General features: G+C 65.9%; 24 protein-coding genes. 22 read left to right on the plus strand and 2 right to left on the minus strand.

The features are described from left to right. Positions 1 to 35 precede the first annotated feature (35 nt). From ON36_RS02170 to ON36_RS02250, 21 genes are all read left to right on the plus strand, one after another. Positions 36 to 245, plus strand: a complete 210-nt coding sequence (locus ON36_RS02170; RefSeq protein ID WP_052313566.1) for a hypothetical protein — start codon at positions 36 to 38, stop codon at positions 243 to 245. Then, the gene (locus ON36_RS02175; RefSeq protein WP_043647170.1) at positions 246 to 542 is read left to right on the plus strand and encodes a hypothetical protein; all 297 of its coding nucleotides are present in this window, start codon (positions 246 to 248) and stop codon (positions 540 to 542) included. It abuts the gene before it with no gap. 271 nt (positions 543 to 813) lie between these two features. Continuing rightward, positions 814 to 1,431, plus strand: coding sequence for a hypothetical protein (locus ON36_RS02180; RefSeq protein ID WP_157224736.1), 618 nt, complete (start codon positions 814 to 816; stop codon positions 1,429 to 1,431). A gap of 2 nt (positions 1,432 to 1,433) precedes the next feature. Further along, entirely contained in the window at positions 1,434 to 4,211 is a 2,778-nt protein-coding gene (locus tag ON36_RS33300) for a RelA/SpoT-related domain-containing protein (RefSeq protein ID WP_157224737.1), read from the plus strand. Between the two features lie 3 nt (positions 4,212 to 4,214). Further along, positions 4,215 to 4,634, plus strand: a complete 420-nt coding sequence (locus ON36_RS34405; protein ID WP_157224738.1) for a hypothetical protein — start codon at positions 4,215 to 4,217, stop codon at positions 4,632 to 4,634. Between the two features lie 423 nt (positions 4,635 to 5,057). Further along, positions 5,058 to 5,465 carry a hypothetical protein gene (locus ON36_RS34410; RefSeq protein ID WP_157224739.1) on the plus strand — a complete coding sequence of 136 codons (408 nt, stop codon included), beginning with the start codon at positions 5,058 to 5,060 and terminating at the stop codon, positions 5,463 to 5,465. A gap of 187 nt (positions 5,466 to 5,652) precedes the next feature. After that, positions 5,653 to 6,072: a hypothetical protein gene (locus ON36_RS34415; RefSeq protein WP_157224740.1), complete on the plus strand. Its 420-nt coding sequence runs from the start codon at positions 5,653 to 5,655 to the stop codon at positions 6,070 to 6,072. Positions 6,073 to 6,106: 34 nt separating this feature from the next. Next, complete coding sequence (locus tag ON36_RS32480; RefSeq protein WP_052313568.1) at positions 6,107 to 6,544, plus strand: hypothetical protein; 438 nt, start codon at positions 6,107 to 6,109, stop codon at positions 6,542 to 6,544. A 77-nt stretch (positions 6,545 to 6,621) separates the two neighbouring features. Next, positions 6,622 to 7,209: a phage tail tube protein gene (locus tag ON36_RS02195; RefSeq protein WP_052313569.1), complete on the plus strand. Its 588-nt coding sequence runs from the start codon at positions 6,622 to 6,624 to the stop codon at positions 7,207 to 7,209. 235 nt (positions 7,210 to 7,444) lie between these two features. After that, a complete protein-coding gene (locus tag ON36_RS32485; protein ID WP_052313570.1) occupies positions 7,445 to 7,735 on the plus strand; it encodes a hypothetical protein in 291 nt (96 codons plus the stop codon). Between the two features lie 158 nt (positions 7,736 to 7,893). After that, the gene (locus ON36_RS34420; protein WP_157224741.1) at positions 7,894 to 8,109 is read left to right on the plus strand and encodes a DUF5361 domain-containing protein; all 216 of its coding nucleotides are present in this window, start codon (positions 7,894 to 7,896) and stop codon (positions 8,107 to 8,109) included. A 59-nt stretch (positions 8,110 to 8,168) separates the two neighbouring features. After that, the gene (locus ON36_RS02205; RefSeq protein ID WP_157224742.1) at positions 8,169 to 10,610 is read left to right on the plus strand and encodes a hypothetical protein; all 2,442 of its coding nucleotides are present in this window, start codon (positions 8,169 to 8,171) and stop codon (positions 10,608 to 10,610) included. Beyond that, entirely contained in the window at positions 10,607 to 11,500 is an 894-nt protein-coding gene (locus ON36_RS02210; RefSeq protein WP_043647177.1) for a hypothetical protein, read from the plus strand. Before ON36_RS02205 ends, ON36_RS02210 begins: the two co-directional genes overlap by 4 nt. Next, positions 11,500 to 13,119 (plus strand): Gp37-like protein, encoded by a 1,620-nt coding sequence (locus ON36_RS02215; protein ID WP_043647179.1) that lies wholly within the window; start codon positions 11,500 to 11,502, stop codon positions 13,117 to 13,119. Before ON36_RS02210 ends, ON36_RS02215 begins: the two co-directional genes overlap by 1 nt. Before the next feature lie 20 nt (positions 13,120 to 13,139). After that, the gene (locus ON36_RS02220) at positions 13,140 to 14,165 is read left to right on the plus strand and encodes a hypothetical protein (RefSeq protein WP_157224743.1); all 1,026 of its coding nucleotides are present in this window, start codon (positions 13,140 to 13,142) and stop codon (positions 14,163 to 14,165) included. Between the two features lie 10 nt (positions 14,166 to 14,175). Further along, the gene (locus tag ON36_RS02225) at positions 14,176 to 15,252 is read left to right on the plus strand and encodes a hypothetical protein (protein ID WP_157224744.1); all 1,077 of its coding nucleotides are present in this window, start codon (positions 14,176 to 14,178) and stop codon (positions 15,250 to 15,252) included. Between the two features lie 13 nt (positions 15,253 to 15,265). Further along, the gene (locus ON36_RS02230; RefSeq protein ID WP_043647186.1) at positions 15,266 to 16,309 is read left to right on the plus strand and encodes a hypothetical protein; all 1,044 of its coding nucleotides are present in this window, start codon (positions 15,266 to 15,268) and stop codon (positions 16,307 to 16,309) included. A gap of 160 nt (positions 16,310 to 16,469) precedes the next feature. Next, the gene (locus ON36_RS32490; RefSeq protein ID WP_052313571.1) at positions 16,470 to 17,762 is read left to right on the plus strand and encodes a hypothetical protein; all 1,293 of its coding nucleotides are present in this window, start codon (positions 16,470 to 16,472) and stop codon (positions 17,760 to 17,762) included. After that, positions 17,762 to 18,193, plus strand: coding sequence for a hypothetical protein (locus ON36_RS02240; RefSeq protein WP_043647187.1), 432 nt, complete (start codon positions 17,762 to 17,764; stop codon positions 18,191 to 18,193). The genes ON36_RS32490 and ON36_RS02240 overlap by 1 nt, the downstream gene beginning before the upstream one ends. An 11-nt stretch (positions 18,194 to 18,204) precedes the next feature. Next, positions 18,205 to 18,963, plus strand: a complete 759-nt coding sequence (locus tag ON36_RS02245) for a peptidoglycan recognition protein family protein (RefSeq protein ID WP_083884852.1) — start codon at positions 18,205 to 18,207, stop codon at positions 18,961 to 18,963. Between the two features lie 10 nt (positions 18,964 to 18,973). Further along, positions 18,974 to 19,156, plus strand: a complete 183-nt coding sequence (locus ON36_RS02250; RefSeq protein ID WP_043647188.1) for a hypothetical protein — start codon at positions 18,974 to 18,976, stop codon at positions 19,154 to 19,156. 615 nt (positions 19,157 to 19,771) lie between these two features. Here ON36_RS02250 and otsB read toward each other — a convergent pair. After that, on the minus strand, positions 19,772 to 22,336 hold the full coding sequence (otsB, locus tag ON36_RS02255; protein ID WP_043647189.1) for a trehalose-phosphatase: 2,565 nt from the start codon (positions 22,334 to 22,336) through the stop codon (positions 19,772 to 19,774). Between the two features lie 100 nt (positions 22,337 to 22,436). Beyond that, on the minus strand, positions 22,437 to 23,051 hold the full coding sequence (kstR, locus tag ON36_RS02260; protein ID WP_043647191.1) for a cholesterol catabolism transcriptional regulator KstR: 615 nt from the start codon (positions 23,049 to 23,051) through the stop codon (positions 22,437 to 22,439). Between the two features lie 159 nt (positions 23,052 to 23,210). Here kstR and ON36_RS02265 point away from each other — a divergent pair, with 159 nt between their 5' ends. Beyond that, on the plus strand, positions 23,211 to 25,328 hold the full coding sequence (locus ON36_RS02265; RefSeq protein ID WP_043647193.1) for an acyl-CoA dehydrogenase family protein: 2,118 nt from the start codon (positions 23,211 to 23,213) through the stop codon (positions 25,326 to 25,328).

Raw genomic sequence — 25,328 nt, forward strand, 5'->3', positions numbered from 1 at the left:
GAACGGGGTCCGCGGCGCTGTCCGAAGGAAACATCATGCGTATCAACAGGGTTCCCGAACCCGCTCTGGTGCGATCCGTACTCGTCGCCATCACCGGTGTCGCTGCCTACCTGCTCGGCAGGCAGGTCGGCACCGAATGGATCGAATCCGCACTCACCCTCTACGGCCTGCTCACCCCCGTCATCGCAGGAGCGATCATCCGCCCGGCTGTGACGCCGGTGCGATCACCGGATGGTGAGGCCTGAATGCAGACCTGGCTCAATCCCGACTTCGTCCAGGCGATCGGCCTCGCGATCGCGACCGTGATCGGCGCGGTCACCGCCTGGCAGGCCCGCGAGGTCGCCAAACTCCGCGAACGCGTTGTCGCCCTGGAGGATCAGGCCGCCAGCGATCAGCGCCGCTTCCGCGACGCGATCCGCCTGATCCGCGCCCTGCAACGCCACATCGACGAGCTGCTCGCCTTCGTCAAACTCCATGTCCCCGGCCAGGAGCCCCCGAACGCGAGCTACAAGATCCCCGCGACGCTCGAAGAAGAGATCTGACGGCCCTACTCGCCGTCATTCCAGCCCATGCGGCCGGCCCCCGAAGCCTCTCGGCAGATACACAGCGGGTTGAGAGCCTCGCCGCATGCCGCTCCCCAGCGCGCCCGTCTCCCGCAGGTGGTCCGCGGTCGCAGACACGGACGCTGCGCTGGGGCGCACGGTCCCGCCCCGGGTAGTCCCCTCACCCGGGGCGGGACCCCAATCCACACGATTCCGCGCCTGGGGAAGGGCGCGGAATCGGTCATGCCCTGAATCGGAAGGACCGAATCCTATGTCCGGCAGAGAAGTAATCAGTTCCGTCAGCTTCGGCCATCAGCCCCCGCCGTCGTCGGACTATGTGGAAACCGATACCGGGCAACTGGTTACGCCGGAGTTCCTTTCCCTCCTGCAGCAGACCCTCACCGGCAGGCTGGCTGAGCACAAACCCGACGAGACCCTGGACCCTCAGGTCCGCGCGCTCGCCGAGGAACTCTCGATCATCCACCTGCCGGAGTGGTACAGCGAGGTCGGCCGCAAACTGGCCGATCCAACGGTCACCAGCATCAAACAGGCGACGCGCGTGGCCGAGTATCTCGTCAAGCGTGGTGTCCGAGTACATCCCGATCTCGAGGAGATCCGCTGGGTCCCCACCCCCATGGGTCCGCCCGGCGCCTTCGACACCGGAATGCACATCACCCGCGACGTGAACGGCGAGTGGCCGCTACCCGACCCCGAGTCCTTCTACGACCTCGAAGAGATCCAGGTCAAACAAACCGAAGAGGGCAACTGGTCCGCCACCCACCCCCGCGGTCTTTCCACTGAGGCCCCCACCAAAACCGACGCCTACGCCGCGATGGTCGACCAGCTCCGCCAGCGCATCGAACGGGCTCGCCGCTCCAGCGGGGAATGACCATGGCGATCACATCGACCGCGACGAACGCCACGCCATCGTGGGTGAGCTCGGCAGCATGGAATCGCCTGACCGGCAGCGGAATCGCACAACCATCCACCGGCGACGCACTCGGTGGCGGGAAGGTTCACGACTACAAGGTCAAAGACGGCGCGGCTGCCGTCCAGCTTCTTTCCCGAATCCGCAATGCCGACAGCCTGACTCTGGACTCCCCAGCCGCCCCGGTGCAGGCATCGCCAATCGGCCTTCCAGGACTGTCGTTCGTCAACGACCGCCCATCCATCTACCCGGCTGATGACCCCAGGGTCGGGACAGACCCGGTGCCGCCGACCGTCAGTACCCCCTCTGGTCAGCAGCAACCTGCCCAGGAACAGGCGCAACCCGCGCCGGCCGCAGGCGGAAACCCTCTGTATGAGCCTCCCATCCCGATTCCCGGAGCGAAGCCCGACCCCGGGGTGAGCACCCCGGCGACAAGCCTGCTGGACATGCCGAACGTGGCAGGTCACGGAGTAGGCGATTCCTGGGACGGGACGATGCTCGACGGCCGACCGGTGCGCTACACGATCCCGGAAGGGAACGGAACGAACTCGGTCGACCTCGAGATCACCAACTCGGATGGAACGATCGATCGCTGGCGTATCGCGAGCGACGGTGCCGGGGGACTGCAGCACTGGCACGATGATGCGAACGGCCAGTCTTCCTACGCGGGACGGGTTACGGCCGAATCAACCTGGGAGATCCAGAGTTTTGATCCAGGCGCACCCACCTACGGTGTACCCAGTCATACGCTGGAGGCTGATCCGGGCTTCAAGTCGGTGTACTCACCTTCGTTCGTCGATGGTGTTCGGGTCGGAACCGATATCGGAAAGCTCAACGCCTTCGGCTTCTACGACAACTATCACATCGACAATTATGGAAATCTGACGATTTCGCATGCCCGGCCGGACGGCAGAGGCGGCGTTGAAAGCAAGTTCTATCAACAATACGACCGAAATAGTTGGCGACTCGGTGAAGATGGCGAGTTCTGGGAGGTCGGTCCCGATCTGCAGGGTCGGATAACCAAGGGACGAACGGTCGAGACTCCCACCGGAACCCACATATATTTCATCGACCACAACAATGTCTTGTTCGATTCTTTCCGTGGCACCCGAACCTCTCTCGGGCTATTGCCGGCGTACACCGATCGCTATGTCGATGACAAAATTTTTCGGAAGTATGGCGATGGTACCTCGGTAACCTTCGACCGCAACTTCGAGGTGATTTCGTTCGTTGGACCGCCTGATCGCCGTAGCGGCATCGAAAAATTGATCGATGGGGCAAAGGGCATACCTGGAAATATCGCTCATGGTGTCACCAGTTGGTTCACGCGTACCATCGGACTCGATGCAATGGCCGAGGCCGTTGCAAACGCCGGTAACCCCTATTACATCCCGCCGACACCACTCGAGCGAATCGCAACGTTCTCTGAGGGAATAGCGACGCCTGTCAGATTCGCTGGCGATCTGGTGCTTGACCCGTACATGACGGTCGTGGAATGGGCGGGTCGCCACATCTTGTACGGCGGTCTTTACGCGAGTTCATATCTCGCTTCCGGTGATACACGGCGAAATCTGACCGGTGCTGCCGATGAAATGCTCGCTGAGTCCCCGAGTACCACGGACGCGGCGATAAATGCTGGGTTCATTCTACTTCCCATGACGGGCTCCATCTTCAGGGGTATCGGGTCCGGAGTATCTGCTCTGTCCAGGGTGGTCGGCAGTGCGCGGACAATAAGGGTCGAGAGCTCTCTCTATCTGAGCCAGAGCAAGGTCAAGGCCGCACTGGATTCTGCCAGGAGCATCGAGAAGATAGATGGGCGCCCGATCGCAATCGGCGATGGGGTGCGGCGTCTTCTTCCTCGAAATGAAAAGATGCTGAGGATTCTCCAGCAGCACGAGTTCTTGGAGGATTCTCTGCTTGGAAATCCGAAGACGCTGCTGAGTCTGTTGCAGCACCCCAAAGCGATCGACATCATTGACGATGTTCTCAAGGGCGTCAAAGTCAAACCTCGATCGTCCGTTGATGGCGGTCTCGATATATCGAAGAGTGCACCACTTACCAAAGCGCAGAGAGAGATTTCGGCGCGCGTAACCGAGAACTTCGGTAACAAGCCCGTTCAGTCGGGATTCGATCTCACCCGGAAACTGGATGATGCGTATCGGCGTGAATTTATTTCGGATCTCATTCGAAGATGGGAGATAGATCAGCCTGCGGTAAACAAGATGTCCGAGCTAATTGCGAAGAAGTTCAAAGGGAAATCATATGGACGTGAGAACCCTAAAGACATTACGCGGGCGGATGCGAAGGTGCGCGACCCTGACGATTACAACTATAATGCCTCTCTATTGGTAGATGTTGTTGGATCGAAGGTGGTATTCAAGACTGTTGATGATATCTACAAGGCACTTGCGTGGTTGGAGCGAGATGCTCCATTTGAAGTCCTTCGAATCAAAGACCGAATCGCGAGTCCTATGAAGAGTGGGTATCGAGATATTCTAATGAATGTTCGTGCCCCAAGCGGCCAAGTGGCTGAGCTGCGACTTCATCTTGCTGGTATCGAGAAGAGGTCGGAGGAATTCGATCACGCGGTATTTGAAGTCACTCGTGACTTGAAGACCTTCGCCAGCGATGCTGGGCGGGAATTGATTCCCGCAGAGGCCAAATTCTTGCGGGATACGCTGGAGAGGACCAACGTGATATTCTGGGACGCGCTTCAGGAAGGTCTTCCGAAAGGTTTGTGAACGGTGCAAGAAGTCTATCCCTCCTACTATTCGTACTGTGGCCGACCCTTGCGTGTGGAAAAGGCTCCTGATGGCCTTACGATCGGGTTCATCTTGGAGCCGCTTGATGGTCATTTCAAACGAGCTACGTCCCGTATCATCGCGCGAGCCGAATGTGCAAGTAACGATGCCGACGTCTGGCAGATGGATCGCGATGAATTCATCATCGATGCGGAGCGGACGCGTGCGCAAAGCGTTTCGGGAGTGGGCCCGATATTCAGTCTCTATGCGGTGGTACTCGATCTCGATGCCAAAGTTAAGCAGGAAAGGCGCACTTATAGGGACGAGGAGAGGAAATTTATCAGATCGATTCTCTTCCGGACATATGCCATGTGGGAGGCGGAAGCTGAATTCGTCGATCCGGCTCCCATCCCTGATGCATGAACGCGACAGTGTTCAATTAGTCCTTTTCCGCCCTGCCGGTGAAAGCTGTTGAGGCTCTGATGGTCCAGCGTCAGGGTGGGTGCCGCCAAGGGGCCAAAGCTCCGGTGTAGGCGGAGTTTCAGTTGCTGGTCTGCGGAAACTGGTCGGGTGAAACCAACGGTTTGAGAGGCAGGGCAGGCACGAGCGGCTCGAGGAAGGTGAGGGTTCTCTACGCCTGAACCAACCTCGGATTGCCCGTGCCCGCCGTGCGAAGTTTGCCCTGCCGATCCCGTCACCAGCGGGCCAGCCAGTCAACCCGCCGAGCACGATACAGCTGGCCGACAGTGGATACGGCGACATTCTCATGAATGTGAAGGCACCGAACGGGATTGTGGAACTTCTGTGATATTCTGGGACGATCTCGCGAAAGCGAGTTTAAGGGGCATGGAATTTCCGGTCTACTATCACTACTTTGGTCGGACTCTCAGGGTCGACGACCACTTCTCGGGCTTCGTTCTTGACCAGTGGACCGGTTACTTTGAGGTGGCAGACTTCGAAGAAATAAACCGCGCCACCTCCAATTTGAGTCATCCTGAGATCTGGACTCTCTCGTTCGACGAGTTCGTGCTGGAGACGGAGGCTCAGCGAATGCATCATTCACCTGCTCCCGGCCCGATCGCCGAGCTATACTCAGCTGCCCTTGAAATTCTTGAGAACGCCTACCGGAATGGACATCGTCCGCCATGTGAAGAACATGACCGTGTCGATAACATTTTTAGGCGGTCATATCTGATGTGGGACGATCTGAATGGGAATGGCAACGTTCGTCCTGTCGATGCTCCGGATTCGTGATTCTCCTCCCTTTTCGATGGATTTCTGGTTCTGCAGAGAACGATTTTGAGATGCGTCGTTCGAACTTCTTCGGACTAGGCCAAATTGTGAATGCCACCTTTGGGGGTCTCTTGCGAGACGTGCTGGAGGGGGCACTTCAATATTCTGGTACGCGCTTCAAGAAGGCTATCGAGAGGTTTGTGAAACGGTGCACGAGATCTATCCTTCCTACTACTCGTACTGTGGTCGTCCTTTGCGCGTGGAAAAGGATCCTGATGGCCGGCTGATGGGCTTTATATTGGATCCTCTCGGTGGTCATTTTGAACGAGCTGTGTCCGGTATCGTCCCGCGAGCCGAATCTTCCAGTAATAACGCCGACATCTGGCAGATGGATCGCGAGGAATTCATCATCGATGCAGAGCGGACGCGTGCGCAAAAGGTTTCGGGAGTGGGTCCGATATTTAGTCTCTATGCGGTGGTACTCGATCTCGATGCCAAAGTAAAGCGGGAAAGGCGCACTTATAGTGATGCGGAGAGGAAATTCATCAGATCGACTCTCTTCCGGACATATGCCATGTGGGAGCAGGAAGCTGAATTCGTCGATCCGGCTCCCATACCTGATGCATGAACGTGAAAGTATTCAATTGAAAGGTGGTTGATCTATGGGTGAGCGAATCGCGTTGCCTGATGTCGAGAGTGCGCTCGTGGACTACTTGACTGTCGAACTCGCTGCCGCGTCGGACAGTGCTGCGGTGACTACCAGTGTTCCCGAGCCTCGGCCGGCGCGGATGGTGCGGGTCACCCGTAATGACCGCAAGGCCCGGGTGGACGTCGAGGACAGGGAGGGCCGTCGTGGCTCGCAGTTGATCCTCGACCGTCCCCGGGTTGTTCTCGAATGCACCGACGATGCCGGCAACGCGGCCGGGCTGGCTGCGCTGGTGCGCGGCATCGTGACGGCCGCGGCTCCCGGATACATCGGCTCGGTGTGGTGTGACCACGTCGAGGACGCCGGCATGGAGAACGACACCGACCCGGTGACCGCCGCTCAGCGGTACACAATCGTCACCGACCTGATCGTGCGAGGCACAGTCCTCGCGTGACTCTCCCGAAAACGGGGGAGTAACAACTGAATACCCATCCCTAGGGCCTGCGCAACATTCCCAAGGGAGATAAGAAAATGGCTCTGCCTTCCAGCAAGTTCATCGGCGCAGGCACCCCGAACATCGCCGTTACCGGTGGTGTTCTGGTCGCCCCGCTGGCTTCCGCTCTGCCGACCGCCGCGGCCGGCACCATCGACCCCGCCTTCAAGGCGCTGGGCTACGTGTCCGAGGACGGCATCGAATCGCTGGGTGAGCGTCGGATCGAGTCCGTCAAGGACTGGAACGCCGACATCATCGCGCAGCTGCAGACTGAGCACTCGGTGCGCTTCGGTCTGACCCTGTACGCCGTGTGGGACAAGGACGTTCTGGGTGAGGTCTTCCACCCGGACAACGTCGTCACCACCGCCGCCACCGCCACTACCGGTTCGCTGTACACGGTCAAGGAGACCGGTACCCCGCTGCCGCGTCGCGCTTGGGTCTTCGACATGGTCAACGAGGACAAGAAGCTGCGCATCGTGCTGCCGAACGCCAAGATCACCGCGGTGACCGAGAAGAAGTTCGTCTCCACCGAACTGGCCGGTTTCACCATCACCGTCGAGGCGTTCAAGGACGACGCCGGCGTGAAGGCTTACCGCTACCTGGACGACGGCGTCAAGACCGTCTGATCCCGGCGGTCTCAGCGACCGTCGCTATTCCGGCGGCATCTGCCGTCATCCCGGACAGGGCTCGATTCCGTGTGGATCGAGCCCTGTCCGCCGACAGTGCTCAGCTGTCCAAAATCCCCCAACGGCGGCGGTTGTCAACCGTATGCGCAGGCCCGCCCGCCGCCGTTGGGACCCTTTTGCGCTGGGCGCCGTCGCGAGCTCACCCGAATCACCGACTCGAAAGGTCTGCGTAACAATGACTTCCCCCAAAGCCCCCATCACCATCGCCACCCCGACCAAGGTAAAGGAAGACTTCTTCTACCGCGTCGACGGCGTCGAGATCCAGCTGCCATCGCTGTCCTACCTGAAGCCGGGCCTGGTGCGCCGGATCCGCCGTCTCGGCGACGTGGACGCGATGTACACCCTGCTGGAAATGGCTGTCTCCCCCGAAGCGCTCGCGGCCCTGGACGACATGGATCCGGACGCCTACCACGACATGCTGGAGGCCTGGCGCGCGCACTCGGGTATCAGCCTGGGGGAATCCTAGGCCTCGATGCTCTACTCGAAGAGCATTCCGAGGCAATCGAATACGACCTCATCGTTCTCGGTCTCCGGCTGCGGCAACTCGGCACGGAGGCGATCACCTGGGGCGATCTCAAAGCCATAGTCAGGTGCACGCCGACGGATTCGGCGTTCCAGCGCTCGATGCACCCCGAGTCCTATCGATGGCAGCTGGACCAGTACCTACTCGCCGATATGGCCGATTGCTTGCGCTGGCTGGTGTGGTCGAAGACCGATGACGCCAGAAACGGTCGCAACCGGCCCGAACAGATCGCGCGGCCGGGACTCGAGTCCAACCGTGAGCGGGTGGGCACCGCGATGGGTGTCAACCAGATGAACGAATTCCTCGGCTGGAGCTGACGGGTTCATCGCCGGTGGCCGGGCACGCGACCAGTCAGCCCAGAAAGTGGATGTGAATTGTGGACAAGCAACGCCCACCGGCAATGACCCTGCCGGACATACTCGCGATGACGATCAGCGGGCACCCGCCCTCGGGAAAGCAGATCGCGCTGCCCAGCGGGGCGGTGTGGGAGGGCGGCCCCACCGCGGGAACCTCCCTCATCACACTGCCCGATCAGGACCCGATCCTGGTTTCGGACGACGGTTCGATCGCACCGAACGCGATCGTCGGGCGCTCCGGCCCGTTCGGCGCTCTGACCCGCGCCTTCGAGGCAGTGCTCGGCCATAGGCCGGGCTTCTTCACCGACCGCATGGCCACCGAAGCGCTGCACCTGCTGCGCGCGGTGACCGAACCCGCGGAGTCCGAGGTCGAGACCCGGATCCTGAAGATCAGCTCCAAGACGACGCTGCTCAACCCGGGTAAGCGCCGGTCCGGCGCGGCGGTCGACCCCATGGCCGAGGAGACCGCGGGGGAGGCACCGATCCCCCTCCGCCGCGCCTACGGCGGGCCGATCTACCCTGCGCGGAAAGCGATGCTGCCGGGCGGCCTGATCGAAGGGCCCGGCGGCTCCACCGAGGACAAAGTCCTGGTGGCCGCGTCGCCCGGCGAGTTCGTCGTCAACGCGGCAGCAGCCGGTAACGCATTGCCGCTGCTGGAATTGCTCAACTCCGGCTGGGTTCCGTCGGCGCGGTTCCTGACCGGGATGCTGACCGGATTCGGTTCCGCCGGAACGGCTCCGGGTACCGCCAACCCCGACGAGTGGCGCACCATGCTCGGCCAGGGCGTCATCGCCGACGCACTGGGTGGTCTCGGTGATGCCGCGGTGAACGCGGGCGCGTGGGCCGGCTCCGCCGTGGGCTCGGCGCTCTCCCCGCTCTTCGCGCCTGGGGGTCCGCTTGCCGCAACACCCGGGTCGAATTCGGCACTGTCGGTGCAGAGTCCGCAGTCGTCGACCGACTCGCCGATTCCCCTGACCGCCTCCATGCGGGCAACACCCTCCGGGATGCTCGGGACACTGGCCGGGTTGGTCGGTGGTCCGAACGGCTCTGCCGATACCGGTGCGGTCGAGCTCGGCTCGCTGGGAGCGGCTCTCGGATCCGGAATCACCAGTGCCGCGACGGTGGCCGGAGGTCGCGTTGGCGCGGCGCTCGGCAACGTCGTCGCGCAGATGCTCGGCCCGGCCGGTGAGCTCGCCCCGAAGATCGGCGAGCAGCTGGGGCAGCTGATCGGATCGCGGTTCGGCGGTGAACTGAACACCTCGATGACCCTGCGTGCCGAACTCGGTGGTCAGTCCGCCGGACTCGGCACGGGAAGCGGTCTCGGCGCGGGAACCGCCGGTGGAGACGGGACTCCGTCGGTGACCGGTGGAACGCCGGCGGACACGGGGTCCGCGCCGGAACCCGGCGCGGGCGACAACGGTGATCCCAACGCCGTCGTGTCAACCGCGGGGCCTGCCGCCACAACCGGTGGTGGAAGCGAGGATTCGAACACGGCTCGCTGGGAGTACATTCCGCCGAAGGCTGATGGCAGCACGACAGGTGGTTGGGCCTATCTGACGCCCGAAACGAAGATCGATGCCGACGCCGTACCCGAAGGCATGCAGATCTCGGGTTTCGTCGCTGATCAGCCGGGTGCCACCCAGCGCTGGGTCGATGCCCCGATGGGCTCGGGTTGGCTCACCGGTAGCAGCTCCGACGCCAAGGATCTCCGTCGCGAGAGCCATCTCTACAACCCGAACGAAGGCAACTTCACCGATCTGGTCTCGCTCGCCGCCAAGGATTGGGGCACGAATGTCGGCAACCTGCTGAAGCCCATTCTGGGCGATCAAGCACCGGAGACCCTCGGTGACCTCGCGCAATCCCTGCTGACCCCGGTCGGCCAGGCGTACAGCAACGCCGATCCCGACAAGAACTGGACGAACACGCTCGGTCAGTGGATCAGCAATCTCACCGGCGTCGAGTGGAAGCCAACCGGAACCGGCGGCTCCTCGGCCGCGACCCAGATGACCAATGAGCAGCAGATCGGCTACAGCGCCTTCACTTCCGCTGTCTCCGGCTTGCAGCAACACGGCCTGCTGGGAGGCCTCACCGGCGCCATCTCCGGCGCGGCCTCCACCGCGGGTGGTGTGGTCGGCGGCGCGATCGGCACCGCCATCGCGCCCTTCCTCGGACCCGCCGCCCCGCTCGGCCCGGTCATCGGCCAGTTCCTTGGATCCATGGCGGGCGGCATGCTCGGTGGCCAACTGACGCGCCCCATCGAATGGGCGGGCAACGCGGTCAAAGAGCTGGTCGGGACCGGTTTCGGGCTCACCGATCTGGCGGACGGCCCGGGCGGGCACACCGTCCGCGGCGATATCTACAACTTCAACGGAACAGACCCCAAAAGCGCGTCGATCGCGGTGGAGCGGGTGCGCCGGCGCCGGGCTGTGGCGCAGCAACGCGGAGGAGGTATGGGGCGATGACCCACCAACTATTGGAGAGCCACGGCACGAAGGTCGTGCTGTGGGACGTGAACGGCCGGGTGTGGCATCTGTCCGGCACCAATGCGGGCCGCGAGGGCGTGCGCCTGTCCCAGCAGGCCGGATACATGTTCGCCCCGGTGCAACTGCTGATCTCGGAGGGTGCGCGCCAGGACGGCGCGACCTTCGTTCGGTCCGTGCGGGCGAAGAAGGAGTGGGACTTCCTGGTCATCATCTCCGGTGACGCGAAAGGCGCCGGAGCGGACCCGATTCGGGACTTCCACGCGGTGCACGATGCCTGGTTCCGAGGTTGGTCCACGGATAAGCCGGTGACGGTCGGTTACTACACCCGGCATCAGGGCTGGCGCTTCCAGCAAGCGCAGCTCGACTCCGCCCCGGAACCGGTCGGCGACATCGACCCGGCGCGCAATGCTACGGCCGGGTACAAGATGTCGGCCACGGCGATGGATCCGCTCGAGCGGCATTTCGACGAGAATCAGGTGTGGACCAACACGTCCGGTCTGGACCGGGGTGTCGTGCGGCTGCGCAACGCCGCCGATCAGCCCGCGTGGCCGCGCTACACGATGAACGGCCCGGGGCGTTGGTCGATCCTGGATCCCTACGAGGGCGATCTGTTGCGCATGGTGCAGACCCCGACCCTGCAGGCCGGTGAGACGCTGCGCATCGATACGCATCCGCGGCATCGGACCGCGCGGGTGTACTCCGGTGAGAATCCCGACGGTCACAACGTCTGGGGTCAGCTCGCGGGTCGCCGCTGGTTGCAGTCCATGCAGCCGTGGAGCACCACCGACATCACCGTGCAGGTGGAAGGCGGCACCACCGCCTCCAGCATCATCGCCACCGTGACGCCCCGATCCTCGAGGCCGTTCTGATGAGCGCGGCCACCTGGGATCCGCACACCGAAGTGCGCCGGATGGACGAGGCGTTCCGGGCGGATGAGGAGCGGGCACGCAATCCCGATGTACTGGTGCGCTATTGGGACAAGTTCATGCAGGAGGTGGGGGAGGAGCACAGCTACCTGTCGCTGGAGTTCACCTACCCGCGCAACGCCGCGGGCGGCTTGAAGATGATCTGCCCCCGGGACATGGTGCACTTCGATCACCTGTTCAACAACGCGGACGGCGAAGACGCGACCATCCCGATCACCGTGAACACCAAGGGGTTTCGGTGGGACGGCTACGTCACCAAGGCTTCCATCGTCCGTGACGACAACGGTGTCGAGACGGTCGACATCGAAGCCATCCACGCCTGGAACCACATCGCGACGATCTGCTGCTGGGCCTCCCCGTTCGCGCCGGTGCTCGCCCAGTTCCCCCGGCACCACATCCTGTTCGGCCCGGTCCGCACGCTGGTCACCACGTATCTCACGATGAATCTGATGCGGTTGCAGGCACCGGGCTGGGCGCCGACGAACGCCGACGGCAAACCGATGTGGGAAGGGGTCGGCGATTCGCTGTTCCCCATCGCCGTCGTTCCGGTCGATCCGCTGCACGACACCAGCCGCTGGAGCGCTGCATCGGCGCGATTCGACATGGCGGACAAGCTGTTCCAGCCGATGCTCGAGGACTCCGGCGTCATGCTCACCGCCCGGTTCTTCCTGCCGGGTGAGGACGAACAGCCTGCGCCGCAGTGGTTCTTCCTGGACAAGCCGACTGTGGTCCTGGAGACCGTCGACAAGTCAGGCGTTACCGGCGACACCGGTACTCTGCTGGACGGAATCAAGTCGTGGATAGAGGAATTCGCCGATGACGGCACCACGCCGAAACGCTATCCGAACTTCGATTCGACCACCGAGTACGAGGCCGTCTACGGTCAGCAGGGCAAATTCGGCACCACCAAGAACTTCCCGTGGGTCTGGTACTTCGAAGGCGAGTATTCGGGCATCGGCGCATCCGAAGTGGCGCTGCACAAGCCGACGGCTACGGACATCATCATCGGCGGGCGTTCACCCGGCTGGGTGAACGCAGGCATCGAAGTCGTCATCAAAGGTCTGCTGTCCCTGATCGGCCTTGACTTCCTCTACCGGGGCCAGCTCAACGACGTCTTCCTCGCCTGGATGGTGTACCGGGACTCCGAACGTGTCCGCCGCGCGGGGCCCTATGCCTTCCGCGAGCTGTACATCACCGGCAGTGACAAGGCCTTCAACCTCGACGGCCTTGTCGCCGCACGCCAGGGCCTGCACCTGACCCGCGGCTACACCAGCCACAAGGTGACCATCGAGGACAACGCCCCCTATCTGCTCGGCCGCGACTTCGGCCTCGGCGACCAGATCGGCTTCGCCATGGGCCAGCTCGTGTTCACCGACTATGTCACCGAGCTGACCTTCACCGACAACCGCGAAACCGCGGCGGTCTGGCAGATCACGGTCGGCGATGGATCCGATGAGGAGGACTCGGTGGTCAAGGCCTGGCAGCGCCTCGGCCGCTTCGCCTCCGCCATCAAGGATCTGTCCACTGATGTCGGCGCCGACCTCGACCTACTCATCTTCTAATCCCGCTGAGAGGAAATACCATGGCGGACATCAGCTTTCCCGCTCATCTCACCGTGGATCGACAGCCGGATGTGGATGGGCTGCCGATTCTGAACGCGACATTCACGGTCTCCGACGAGGTATCGGCGCTCGAACTGCCCACGGGTCCCGCCGGCGAACAGGGCCCGAAAGGTCGTCCGCGCAGCACATTCCGGAAGATGGGGTCGATCGCCAACGCCGCGGCCCGGCCCACCGGTCTCGGCCAGGACGATCGCGGCAGGTGGTGGCATCGGACCGACGACGACGGCATGGACGTCTGGGACGGAACTCACTGGCAGCATTCGCCGCACGCGGTCGGCCCGCGAGGACCAGTCGCCGCGCGCAATACCATCGACGTCGCACCAACGGTCCACCATCCGAAGCTCACTGTCCCCGCGGTGGAGTTCGTCGGCAAGGGTGCCGATCAGCAGCTGAAGGCGACCGCACCCGCCGGGCTCCCGGGCCCCAAGGGCCCGGCGGGGGTATCGGGCGCCATCGTCAGCTCGCCGGACTACGACGCGTCCACCAGCCCAACGCCCGGATCCGTCTTCGCCTATCACCGCGCCTCGCAGAAGTTCCGGCCGACGCCGCCACCGTTGGGCACCGGTCCGTGGTCGTGGTTCGGCGCCGATTTCGCGAGCGACCAGGAGATCGACGTCCCGGAGTTGACGGTCGGCACCTTCACCGTGCCCGCGCAGTCCTTCGCGTGGCGTCCGCTCGTGCAGGGGCACGTCTACTACGGCGGCGCCAGCCTGACCGAGGTGACCGTTCGCCTGAACTATCCGACAGGTGAGGTGCTGGCCGCGACCCGGCCGTGCATGGGCGGGTACGTGTATCTGCCCCTGCTGCCGACCTATCGCGAAGACCAGACGGTCAAGACCCTGTCGCCCACTTCCTCATTCGCAACCGTCCCGGCCGGCCAGCCCGCGAAGTTCATGGTGCAGCTGACCCGGCTCCCCAACGGCAGCGGAAAGATCTGGTGGTCGCGCGGCGGAGCGTCGCTGGTCGTCCACGCTCAACCCCTCTGAAGGAGGTGACATGTCCACCGTAAGTGAATATTTCGATTCGACGCTGGTGCGCGGCATCGACGAGGGAATCGGTTCCCCCGGGGTCGTGCAGGCATTCCACGGGACCCCACGTGACGGTTCTCTGGAACTCATGACCGGAACGCCCGGACCCGCCGGTCCGCAGGGCGAACCCGGCGCGGCCTTCCGCTGGGAGGGCGACATCGCGGACCAGGCCGCGCTGACCGCACTGGCGGAAAAGCTCGGCACCGCGCAGGCAGGAAAGGCCTGGCGGGTGCTGGCCACCGATGCCCTGGTGTATTGGAACGGAACGAGTTTCGACTCGTTTGCCGACGCGTTCGGGGCACCCGGACCGGATGGTGAGCCGTGTGTGCTCGGTCTCGGTACGGTCGACACCGGGCCCGTCGGCTCCGACCTTCAGGTCACGATTACCGGGACGAAGCCGAATCTCGTGCTGAACCTGACTGTGCCACAGGGTGTCAAGGGCGAGAAGGGTGTTCCGGGTGGTCCCGGTCCGATCCGGCAATCGCCCGATTACGCTGACGGCACCCACGCCGATCGAGTCGTGCCCTCCTGGGACAGCGCGGGTCAGAAATGGAAGCCGCGTCCGCATCCCGGTCTGCGCGGGCCGTGGTCGATCATGGGTACCCAGGCATGGGACGGCGGTGCCGGGTTCGCCCCTTCCGTCACCACCACGAACGCCACCCCGATCACCGTCGCGCAGCTGAAAATTCCGGCGCAAGACGTGGATTGGCGTCCTGTGATCTCCGGTGGTGTTCTTGTCTACACCTCGGAAGGCATCGGCAACTTCAACACGCGTATCGACACCGAGGTGCGCATCGACGCCGCCAACGGCCAGATCGTCGCGCTCGGTGCGGGCTTCCCCTTCGGGGCCGACAGCTACTGCTACTTCCAGCCGCATTTCGGCACCCAGTCCATGACGCCGGACAGCCCGGTCGGGCTGATCCAGGCGGGCCGGGCCATCACTCTGTACGTGGTGCTGTCCCGGAATCTGGGCGGCTCCACCTACTCCTACAAGCAGGACAGCGCCCAGATTCTCTGCTGGGCGCGACCTGTCACGGCTTCGTGAGCCGGAGAGCGCTATGACCAACGAACAGCACCTCGTCTACGACGACAACATCATGATCACCATGCGCGGCGTCTCCGATTCGATCGGACTGCCGTACACGGTGAATCCGCTCGAACTGGTCGATCGGGAGGCCCTGGTCGAGCTACGCGAGGGTCCCCCCGGTGGCCGCGGTCCCGAGGGGGATCCCGCCCAGCCCTGGCAGTGGCGCGGCGACGCGGCGAATCCCGGTGCACTGCAGGCGATGAATCTCACGACCGCTGACGCGCGTTCCGCGTGGCGGGTTGTCTCGGAGAACGCCATCTACTACTGGACCGGGCTGGAGTTCATCGCCTTCGCCGATGCCTTCGAACAGGAGGGCGGGCCGGGCCCGGCGAATGCCCTGACCGGGTCCGCGGTCGCCGGTGCGCCCGGGTCGACCGCGGCAGCGCAGATCACGGGTTCCACGCCCGGCCAGCACCTCGAGATCACCTTCCCGCGCGGCGAGCGCGGCGATGCCGGCGATCCGGGCGCCGCAGGCCGTATTCAGGACGCCGACGACGTCCTCATCGATGCGGAACACCCGCTCGGACAGGACTATCTGCTGGCGTGGAACACCGCGCTCGGCAAGTTCGTCCCCACCCCGAGTCCGCGACCGGGTGGTCCGTGGGCGGTCGCGAAGAATCAGTTCTCCGGCGGTACTAGTCTCAATGACCCCAAAGTGCTCGCGGCCATCACGATTCCCGGACAGCCAACCGCGTGGCGCCCGCGCGTGCAGGGGTCGGTGCGGGTCCGGCCCGAAGGCAGTGGGTACGGCACGCGCGCCGATGTCGAGGTGCGGGTCGGTGGCCCGAGCGGCAGCCTCGTCGGCTACGGCTACGGCTACGACATGCAGAACTGGGACTGGGTGCTGATCGGCCCGCGGTTCGAATTTCCGCCGACGCAGGCGAACGGATTCGGCGTCATCGCGCCGAGTCAGACCGTCACGTTGTACGTGATCGCCAAGCGGGTCAAGGGTGATCGGTCGTTCGCGGTCGACAACACCGGGGCTCAGCTGATCGTTTACGCGGATCCTGTCTGATCTGCGGCCGCTCGTCAGGCCCGATCACGCGCCTCCGGCGCCGAATTCGCCGTGGTGTGTGTCGACAGCGCCTTCTCTCACGGTTCATCCACGGACCGTTCCGTTTGCTTCACGGGCACGTCGACTTCGGCGTGCCCGTATTCACGAAAGGACCAATCTCATGGCTGATCTTCCTCCGCTGAAGTACGGCAAGGTCATCGGACGCTTCCTCGCCAATGTCGCCGACGGACCCGATCTCGGCGATTTGCCGGAGTTCCTGCCCCTGGCGGGCAATATCACCTTCACCGCGGACGCGCCGAAGGTGCTCGTCGCCGGTGCGGAGCCGGCACCGGCCACCTACGTGCAGCTGCCAGAGCACTATGTGTGCCAGCTGGACGAATTCGGCTACCTCACCTGGCGGGGCAAGCGCGGTGTGCGCCTTGTGGCGCCGGGTGCCGCGACCAATCCGACGGAGTGGACCTGGCGGGTCTCGTTCGATCTGAACTACGACGGCCGTCAGATCCCCATGGACGCCTTCAACTTCGAGGTCGGCGAGTACGTGGCCGGGTCGGACCCGGAGAATCCGGACGAGGGGTCCTCGGGTCTGGTCGATCTGACGTTGGCCGCGCCGGTACCGGCGAGCGCCGGTAACGCCGTGGTCCGCGGTGAGCGCGGCGCGGGAGTGCAGATCGACGGTCAGGTCGCCGCCTACAGCGAGCTGCCCGCCACTCCGGCCGAGGGCGCGCAGTTCGTTGTCACCGCCGACGGTCTGCTGTACGTGTACCACGCGGCCGCGGGCGGGTGGACTCCGAACGGTCAGGGCATCGTCATCCGTGGCCCGGCGGGCACCACCGCGTGGGCGGGTATCACGGGCAAGCCGACCACCTTCGCGCCGACCATCGGCGCGACCGCCACGACCGCGGTCGCCGGTGACGACGCGCGCTTGAACGACGCCAGAACGCCACTGCCGCACACACATCCGGCGAGCCAGATTTCCGACGCCACCGCCACCGGTCGGGCCGTCGTAACCGCCGCGGACGCCGCCGCCGCTCGGACGGCGATCGCCGCGGTCGCCAGCACCGACATCCGGTTGACCGACGCACGTGTGCCGACCGCCGCCGGGCAGATCTACGACATCGCGTTCAAATCCCACACCGGTACCCGTGCTGTGGGCGCGGGCAACGTCATGCCCGAGGGCCTGCGCATCGAGCGGACGATCAGCATCTCGTCGATCACCTACCGGGGTGAGACCGCGGGCACCGGCAACCTGGTTGCCGAACTCCGCAAGAACGGGACCACCGTCCCCGGCACCGCCGCCACCATCGCTGCGGCCGGTCACGCCGCCGACACCGTGGTCACCACCGGCACGCCCTGGGCGTTCGCTGTCGGTGATCGCCTGACGGTGTTCATCACCACCGCCGACAGCCCGGCGGGCAAGGGGCTGCAGGTCAGCTTGAAGGGGGTGACTTCCTGATGGCATTCATCGTCGTCACCGGCGGAGAAGCGTTCATGCCCTCGGGCATGACCAAGAACGGTGCGCTGAAGATGACCGCGAGCTGGGCGGATGTCACGGGTTGGACCGCCGATACCTCCGGATACCCGGGGTCCGAGCTCTCCGGAAACGGACTGCGCGTGCAGGGCGGCAAGGTCGCGGCCACGGTAACCGTGAATCTGCCGTTCTCGGGCGGTAACGGCAGTCCCAAGCAGACGGCTCGCATTCAGGTCAACGGCAACACCGTGGCCACGGGAACCCAGGTGACCGGCGTTGCCGGAACCCTCACCGCTTCGGCCACCACCGATCTGGTGGCCGGTGATGTGATCAGCGTGCAGGTGATCTGCGACGTTTTCAGCGGCTGGGAGACCACCATCACGACCGGCGCCGGCACCTACGTCCGAATCACCTAGGGCGGGATCTCATGTCCTGGACCGGAGATCCCATCTGGCTCGCGGATGTTCTGCGCGCGGCCGGATTGAAAGTCATCGAACACGAGGGCTGGCGCGACCGGGGTCACGGGGATTTCCGTGACCTGCGCGGAGTGCTGTGCCATCACACCGCGGGCGGCGGAACCCAAGACTGGCGCATTGTTCAGTTCGGCCGACCGGACCTGGACGGCCCGCTGGCTCAGCTGGTTCTGGAACGGGACGGCACCTTCCGTGTGATCGCCGCGGGCGTCTGCTGGCACGCCGGCCGCGGCTCGTGGCCCGGCTGGCCGACCGACAACGCCAACTACCACGTGATCGGCATCGAGGCGGTATCCCGCGGCGACGGATCCGACTGGACCCCAGCGCAACTCGACGCCTACAAGCGCGGTTGCGCCGCGATCCTGTCCCGCATCGGCCGCACCGCCGACGACTGTGTGGCGCACCGCGAGTACAGCAGTGAAGGAAAAATCGACCCCGCCGGCATCGAGATGGATTCGTTCCGCCGTGATGTGCAGGCCTTCATCGACGGAGAGGACGCGCCGATGAGCGCAGCCGAAGTCAACCAGATCCGAGAGTTCGTCACCGCGTACTGCGGCCCGATCGGCGCGGACGTCAAGGACATTCGCGAACAGCTCTGTGGCAAGGCCCAGCGCGATACCGGTGAGTTCGCCGGTTGGCCCCAGCTCGGCAATCGCACCCTCGTGGACGCGGTGGCCGACATCCTGACCCGTCTGCAACGTCTGGAGAAGTAGGAGGCCCCGCATGTCCTCGAGTTCACGTTCGGTCTCCGCCTGGACGCCCGGCGTCCTCCGAACGCCCTCTCCGGGTGGCAGCACCCGCGTCGGAAACGTCTACAACTTCAACAATATGGCCGAACAGGCCACCTTCCAGCGGGTGCAGCGCGTCAACAAGGGCGTCGCGATCAAGCGGTCCGCGCAGCGATAGCCCGGCCCGGGTAACCGAGGCTTTCGAGATCGTCCAGGTCGGCGGTGACGGCCCGTCGCTTGCGCGACAGAACCCATGTTCGAATGACAAATGATGTGGCAAGCGCGTCGTCAGAGTGATGCGTGATTGCCGACGTGGCTCGATGGGGAGGCGGTTCGGTGGGCTGGATGGGCGAATGCACCGGCAACAGAGTTGAGTGGGCGATGGCCGCCGTGGGGGTGGAGCATGGGGCGCTCGCGGCGCGGACAGGTCTCCCCGAAAGCCTTCTCGCTGCCCGGCTCGCGGCGCCCGCTTCGTTCCGGCTCGATGAGCTCGCGCTCGTAGCCTTGGCGGTGGACCGCAGGGTGGTGGAACTGTTGCCCTGTGTTCGAGGGCCGGTGGGGGATGCGTGTGAGAGTTGTGGTTGAACGAGTGTCGGAGCGGAATTGCACCGGACACACGAACTGATGGATGGTTCGAGAGACGAGAGCGGCACTCCTGAAAAGGGGTGCCGCTCTTCGGCATTCTCCAGAGTGTCTTCCAGCTCGCTCATCGCCGTGCGGTCAGGAAGGTTTCCAGCTCGTGCCGGAGGAACCGTGTGGGGCCGGCCTCGGGGGAGGCCGGCCCCACGGCGGTTTACACCAGTACCGGCTGGCTCAGGAGTTGGGCGCAGCGGAGGAGGCCTAGGTGACTGTAGGCCTGGGGGTGGTTGCCGAGGGAGCGCTCGGCGACGGGGTCGTACTCTTCGCTCAGCAGGCCGGTCGGGCCGGCGGCCGCGACGAGCTGGGCGAACAGTGCCTCGGCGTCCGAGCGGCGGCCGATGAGCAGGTACGCCTCGACCAGCCACGCCGCGCACAGGTGGAAGCCGCCTTCGCCGCCGGGCAGGCCGTCGTCGTGGTGGTAGCGGTACACGGTGGCGCCGCTGCGCAGCTCGGCCTCGGTGGCGACGACCGTCGCCGCGAAGCGCGGATCGGACGGGTCGATCAGGCCGGACAGGCCGATGTGCAGGGTGGCCGCGTCCAGGTCGGTGCCGTCGTAGGCCGCGGTGTAGGACTGCACCTCCTCGTTCCAGCCCTTGGCCTTGACCTCTTCGGCGATGGTCTCGCGCAGGGTGATCCACTCCGGGTCGGCGGTGCGCCCGAACCGCTCGGCCAGGCGCAGCGCCCGGTCGATGGTCAGCCAGCCCATCACCTTGGAGTAGACGTGGTGGCGCGGGTTGCCGCGGATCTCCCAGATGCCGTGGTCGGCCTCGGTCCAGCGCCGCTGCACCGCGGAGACCATGGCGTGCACGAGCTCCCAGTCGGCGTCGGGCAGGGCCTCGCGGGGATCGGTACGGCCCTGGCGCTCCCGCTCCTCGGCCAGCGAGGTGATCAGGTCGACGATCGGGCCGAACACGTCGAGCTGCACCTGCATGTTGGCCGCGTTGCCGACGCGCACCGGCCGCGAGCCGGCGTAGCCGGGCAGCAGGTCGATGACGGCCTCGGGGGGCAGGGTCTCGCCGTAGATCGTGTACAGCGGGTGCAGGCGCTCGGGGCCGGGCAGGGTCTCGAGCACGCGGTGCACCCAGCCGAGGAACTCCTCGGCCTCGGTGAGCGAGCCGAGGGTGACCAGCGCCTGCGCGGTGAGCGAGGCGTCGCGCAGCCAGCAGTAGCGGTAGTCCCAGTTGCGGACGCCGCCGATCTCCTCCGGCAGCGAGGTGGTCGCCGCCGCCAGGATCGAGCCCGACGGCCGGTGCACCAGGCCGCGCAGCGTCAGCGCCGACCGCTTCATGAGGTCGGGCTTGAGGGGCGGCAGCTGCAGCCCGGCCGCCCACTCGGACCAGTACCGCTCGGCGATCGCCCGCCGCTGCGGCTCCGGCGTCAGCGACGCCTCCAGGTCGTCGGTGCCGCAGCGCAGCTCGAAGACGAACTCGCCGTCGCTCGGGTCGACCACCGCGCGGGCGTGCGAATGTGTTCCGTCGGAACGGATCTCCCACACCACGCCCGGCGAGCGCAGCACCATCGGGTCGTTGGGGCCGCTGACGCGCAGCCCGCCCGGCACGGCCTCGATGCTGACGGGCACCTGACCGAATTCCGGCCGCGGCGCGAACGTGACGACGGCCTTGGCGTCGCCGGAGATGACGCGGGTCAGATCGGTGCGGTTGTCGGCCACGTCGTGCGGCAGGTAGTCGACGACCTGCAGGCTGGCCCAGCGGGTTTCGACGGTCATCGTCCCGTCGACGTAGCGCTGCGACAGCGGGAGGCCCGCCCGCTCGGGCTCCACCGAGAAGTGCCCGGCGCCGGTGCCGCCGAGCAGGTGGGCGAAGACGGCGGCCGAGTCCGGCTCGGGGTGGCAGAACCAGGTGACGGTGGCGTCGGGGGTCAGCAGCGCGACGGTGCGCGGGCTGGCCAGCATGGTCAGCCGCTCGATGCGCGGGGCGCTCGCGCCCGCGAGCCAGGTGCGCCGCTCCTCGAGCAGGAAGGCGAGGGCGCGGGCGACGTCCTCGGTGCTGTCCACGCGCAGGCGGGCCTGGCTCTCGCCCTCGCCGACCTTGATGCCGACGTCGGGTCCGCACAGCACGCGGAACGCCTTCTCGTCGGTGACGTCGTCGCCGAAGAACACTGCGGCCGAGGCGCTTTCCTGATGACGGATGGTGTCGAGCGCGGTGCCCTTGTCGGTGGGGATGACCGCCAGTTCGATGACGGCCTTGCCCTCGGTCACCTGCACGCCGACCCAGCGGGCCGGGCCCTGGCGCGCGGAATTCAGCGCGCGCCTGCCGATCTCGGGGTCGGCGTTGCGCACGTGCAGCGCCGCAGAGGCCGGCTTCACCTCGACGGTGACGCCCGGATTGTCCGCCGCGATCTGGGCGAACGCCGTCTGGATCTCCGCCAGCAACTGTTTGGCATCGTTGTCGATGGCGTGCACGAATCCCGCGTCGAACTCCGACCCGTGACTGCCGATCAGCTGCACCTCGACGGGCAGCCGCGACAGCGCGGCGAGGTCACGCAACGCACGGCCGGAGATCACCGCGGCGGTCGTGTTCGGTAAGCCTGCCAGCGCTCGTAGGGCGCTGATCGACTCGCGATGGGGAAAGGCTTTGGCCGGGTCGGACACGATCGGGGCGATGGTCCCGTCGTAGTCCGAGGCGACCAACAACCGTGGCACGCGTGCAACCGACGCCAATGCTCGGCGGACTTCCAGTGGCAGATCCTGTGCGCTCACGCAATCCAACCTAGTGATCGGAGGGGTCAAACTGGGGGCGCACAAAACAATACTGGGTTTCATTTCACGCTCCCGCGCGGCGGCGGTCGCGTGACGTGATCTACCCGCGATCTCCCAGCAACAGGTCGACCGTCAGCTCCAGGCGTTCGGTCACGTCGGTGGCCGAGGCGCGGCGGGTCAGCCAGGCGACCAGGTTCGACAGCCACACGTCGGAGATGACGCGGGCGATGGCGAGCTGACGCTCGGTCGGGTCGCCGTCGTTCATGGCCTTGGCGAAGACGCGGTCCATCACCTTGCCGACCCGGTCGACCTCCGCGGCGGCCGAGGCGTCGGCGAACATGAACGCCCTGGTCATGGCCTCGGTGAGCAGCGGGTCGCGCTGCATCATGCGGGTGATGTGGGTGAGCAGGCCGTGCATGCGCTCCTGCGGGCTGCCGCCCGCCAGGGGCTTGCGCTTGCTCTCGAACTGCTCGAACTCGCGCGCCAGCGCGGACACCAGCAGGTGGACCTTGGACGGGAAGTACCGGTAGAGCGTGCCGACGGCGACATCGGCGCGCTCGGCGACCGCGCGCATCTGCACCGCGTCGTAGCCGCCCTTGGAGGCCAGGGCCAGGGTGGCGTCGAGGATGCGCTTGCGCCGCTCTCGCTGCGCGGTCGAACTCAGCTCGTCCTCGGACAGCGTCGTCACGGTGGGCGTGGGTGCTGGCCTGTCCATGGTGTCCGGAGATCCTTTCGCTGCGTGCGTGTTCCGTCGGGCGTCACCGGCACGGGTCGGCCCACCGGGTCGCTGGTCGAGGTGTCTTGACTTCGACCCGGCCCAGATATTAGAACATGTTCTAGGAGTGGGAGTCACGCCGGAAAGGCGGTATTTCTTGTGACCATCGCCACCACTGACGAGCATAAAGCCGCCGTCGACGCCCTACGTGGCTGGGCGAGTTCGGTCTCACCGATTGCAACAATGCGTACCGCCGGGACCACCGGCTGGCACGAGTACTGGGCCGGCCTGGCCGAGTTCGGCGTGTTCGCGGTTGCCCTCGACGAGGCGCACGGCGGACTGGACGGCACCATCGCCGACCTGGCCGTTCTGCTGGAACAGACGGCGGACGACCTGGTCGGCGGGCCCGTGCTGGCCACCGCGCTGGCCGGCCTGGTGACCGGCGGCGCCGTGGCGCCCGACGGCGCCTGCGGCGTCGCGACGGGCCCCTACGAGGCCACGGCGACGTCCGGTCCCGACGGCTGGTCGCTGGCGGGCGACTGGGGCACCGTCTACGGCGCCGCGCCCGACACCGACCTGCTGCTGCCCGCGCCCGCGTCGGACGGCGTCCGCTGGTTCCTGCTCCGGGCGGGCGAGGCCGAGGTCACCCCGCTGCCGGGCGGCGACCCGTCGGTCCCGCTGGCCTCGGTCCGGGTCTCGGGCCTCACCGTGCCCGGCGACCGGGTCAACGCGCCCGCGTTCGACGTCACCGACCTGTTCGTCGTGCTCGCCACGGCCGAACTCGCGGGAGTGGCGGGCTGGTGCCTGCGGACCGCGGTCGAATACGCCAAGGTCCGTGAGCAATTCGGGCGCCCCATCGGCAGCTTCCAGGCCGTGAAGCACATCTGCGCCGCCATGCTGTGCCGCACCGAGCTGATCCGCGCCGTGGCCGCCGACGCGGCGGCCGCCGCCGATTCCGCGCCGGACGAGCTCCCGATCGCGGCCGCGATCGCCGCGGCCATCGCGCTCGACGCCGCGGTCGACACCGCCAAGGACGCCATCCAGGTGCTCGGCGGCATCGGCTTCACCTGGGAGCACGACGCGCACTTCTACCTGCGGCGGGCGAGCACCCTGCGCCAGCTGCTCGGCGGTTCCGACCGCTGGCGGGCCCGGGTCACCGAGCTCACCAGGGCGGGCGCCCGGCGGGCCACCGGCGCCGAACGGGTGCTCGGCGACGACGCCGGGGACGGGTCGCTGGCCGCGGAGATCGGCGCGATCGCGGCGCTGCCCGAGGCGGAGCGGGCCGCCGCGCTGGTCGAGGCGGGACTGGTCATGCCGCACTGGCCCGCGCCCTACGGCCGCGACGCCGACCCGATGACCTGCCTGCAGATCGGCGAGCAGCTGCGCCGGGCCGGCCTGACCACCCCCGACCTGGCGGTCGGCGGCTGGGCGGTGCCGACGCTGCTGCGCTACGGCACCCCCGAGCAGATCGAACGCTACGTGCGCGCCACCCTGACCGGCGAGGTCGTGTGGTGCCAGCTGTTCAGCGAGCCCGGCGCCGGTTCGGACCTGGCCGCGCTGCGGACCACCGCGCAGCGGGTCGAGGGCGGCTGGAAGCTGAGCGGGCAGAAGGTCTGGACCTCGCTCGGCGAGCAGGCCAACTGGGGCATCTGCCTGGCCCGCACCGACGCCACCGTCGCCAAGCACCGGGGGATCAGCTACTTCCTGGTCGACATGAGCGCGCCCGGTGTCGAGGTGCGGCCGCTGGTGCAGATCACCGGCGAGGCCCGGTTCAGCGAGGTCTTCCTCGACGGGGTCTTCGTGCCGGACGAGCACCTGGTCGGCGCGGAGAACAACGGCTGGAAGATCGCCCGCACGACGCTGTCCGCCGAACGGGTCGCCATGGGTGGCGGCGGGATCGGCGGCGCGCTCGAGGCGTTGCTGGCGGCCAACCCGCCGGGCGGCTGGGGCACCGAACTGCGCGAGGACCGCTTCGGCGCCCTGATCGCCGAGTCGATTGCCGGAACGTTGCTGGAACAGCGGATCGCGCTGGCCGCGCTCGCGGGCGCGGACGCCAGCGCCCAGTCCAGCGTGCGCAAACTGGTCGGCGTCCGGCACCGCCAGGAGCTCGCGGAATTCGAACTCGAGCTCTCCGGCGCGGGCGGCGCCCTGGACGACGCCGCCCTGAAAGAATTCCTGCTGACTCGCTGCCTGTCCATCGCGGGCGGCACCGAGCAGATTCTGCTGACCGTGGCGGCCGAGCGCATTCTCGGGCTTCCGCGGGATGCGGGTAGTTAG

Source organism: Nocardia thailandica NBRC 100428, from assembly GCF_000308795.1.
In the GTDB taxonomy this organism is placed as follows: domain Bacteria; phylum Actinomycetota; class Actinomycetes; order Mycobacteriales; family Mycobacteriaceae; genus Nocardia; species Nocardia thailandica.

Excerpts from the sequence above, each read along its gene's own strand:
- ON36_RS02170 (WP_052313566.1), top strand. The coding sequence starts at position 36 with ATGCGTATCAACAGGGTTCCCGAACCCGCTCTGGTGCGATCCGTACTC.
- ON36_RS02175 (WP_043647170.1), top strand. The coding sequence starts at position 246 with ATGCAGACCTGGCTCAATCCCGACTTCGTCCAGGCGATCGGCCTCGCG.
- ON36_RS02180 (WP_157224736.1), top strand. The coding sequence starts at position 814 with ATGTCCGGCAGAGAAGTAATCAGTTCCGTCAGCTTCGGCCATCAGCCC.
- ON36_RS33300 (WP_157224737.1), top strand. The coding sequence starts at position 1,434 with ATGGCGATCACATCGACCGCGACGAACGCCACGCCATCGTGGGTGAGC.
- ON36_RS34410 (WP_157224739.1), top strand. The coding sequence starts at position 5,058 with ATGGAATTTCCGGTCTACTATCACTACTTTGGTCGGACTCTCAGGGTC.
- ON36_RS32480 (WP_052313568.1), top strand. The coding sequence starts at position 6,107 with ATGGGTGAGCGAATCGCGTTGCCTGATGTCGAGAGTGCGCTCGTGGAC.
- ON36_RS02195 (WP_052313569.1), top strand. The coding sequence starts at position 6,622 with ATGGCTCTGCCTTCCAGCAAGTTCATCGGCGCAGGCACCCCGAACATC.
- ON36_RS32485 (WP_052313570.1), top strand. The coding sequence starts at position 7,445 with ATGACTTCCCCCAAAGCCCCCATCACCATCGCCACCCCGACCAAGGTA.
- ON36_RS34420 (WP_157224741.1), top strand. The coding sequence starts at position 7,894 with ATGCACCCCGAGTCCTATCGATGGCAGCTGGACCAGTACCTACTCGCC.
- ON36_RS02210 (WP_043647177.1), top strand. The coding sequence starts at position 10,607 with ATGACCCACCAACTATTGGAGAGCCACGGCACGAAGGTCGTGCTGTGG.
- ON36_RS02215 (WP_043647179.1), top strand. The coding sequence starts at position 11,500 with ATGAGCGCGGCCACCTGGGATCCGCACACCGAAGTGCGCCGGATGGAC.
- ON36_RS02220 (WP_157224743.1), top strand. The coding sequence starts at position 13,140 with ATGGCGGACATCAGCTTTCCCGCTCATCTCACCGTGGATCGACAGCCG.
- ON36_RS02225 (WP_157224744.1), top strand. The coding sequence starts at position 14,176 with ATGTCCACCGTAAGTGAATATTTCGATTCGACGCTGGTGCGCGGCATC.
- ON36_RS02230 (WP_043647186.1), top strand. The coding sequence starts at position 15,266 with ATGACCAACGAACAGCACCTCGTCTACGACGACAACATCATGATCACC.
- ON36_RS32490 (WP_052313571.1), top strand. The coding sequence starts at position 16,470 with ATGGCTGATCTTCCTCCGCTGAAGTACGGCAAGGTCATCGGACGCTTC.
- ON36_RS02240 (WP_043647187.1), top strand. The coding sequence starts at position 17,762 with ATGGCATTCATCGTCGTCACCGGCGGAGAAGCGTTCATGCCCTCGGGC.
- ON36_RS02245 (WP_083884852.1), top strand. The coding sequence starts at position 18,205 with ATGTCCTGGACCGGAGATCCCATCTGGCTCGCGGATGTTCTGCGCGCG.
- ON36_RS02250 (WP_043647188.1), top strand. The coding sequence starts at position 18,974 with ATGTCCTCGAGTTCACGTTCGGTCTCCGCCTGGACGCCCGGCGTCCTC.
- kstR (WP_043647191.1), bottom strand. The coding sequence starts at position 23,051 with ATGGACAGGCCAGCACCCACGCCCACCGTGACGACGCTGTCCGAGGAC.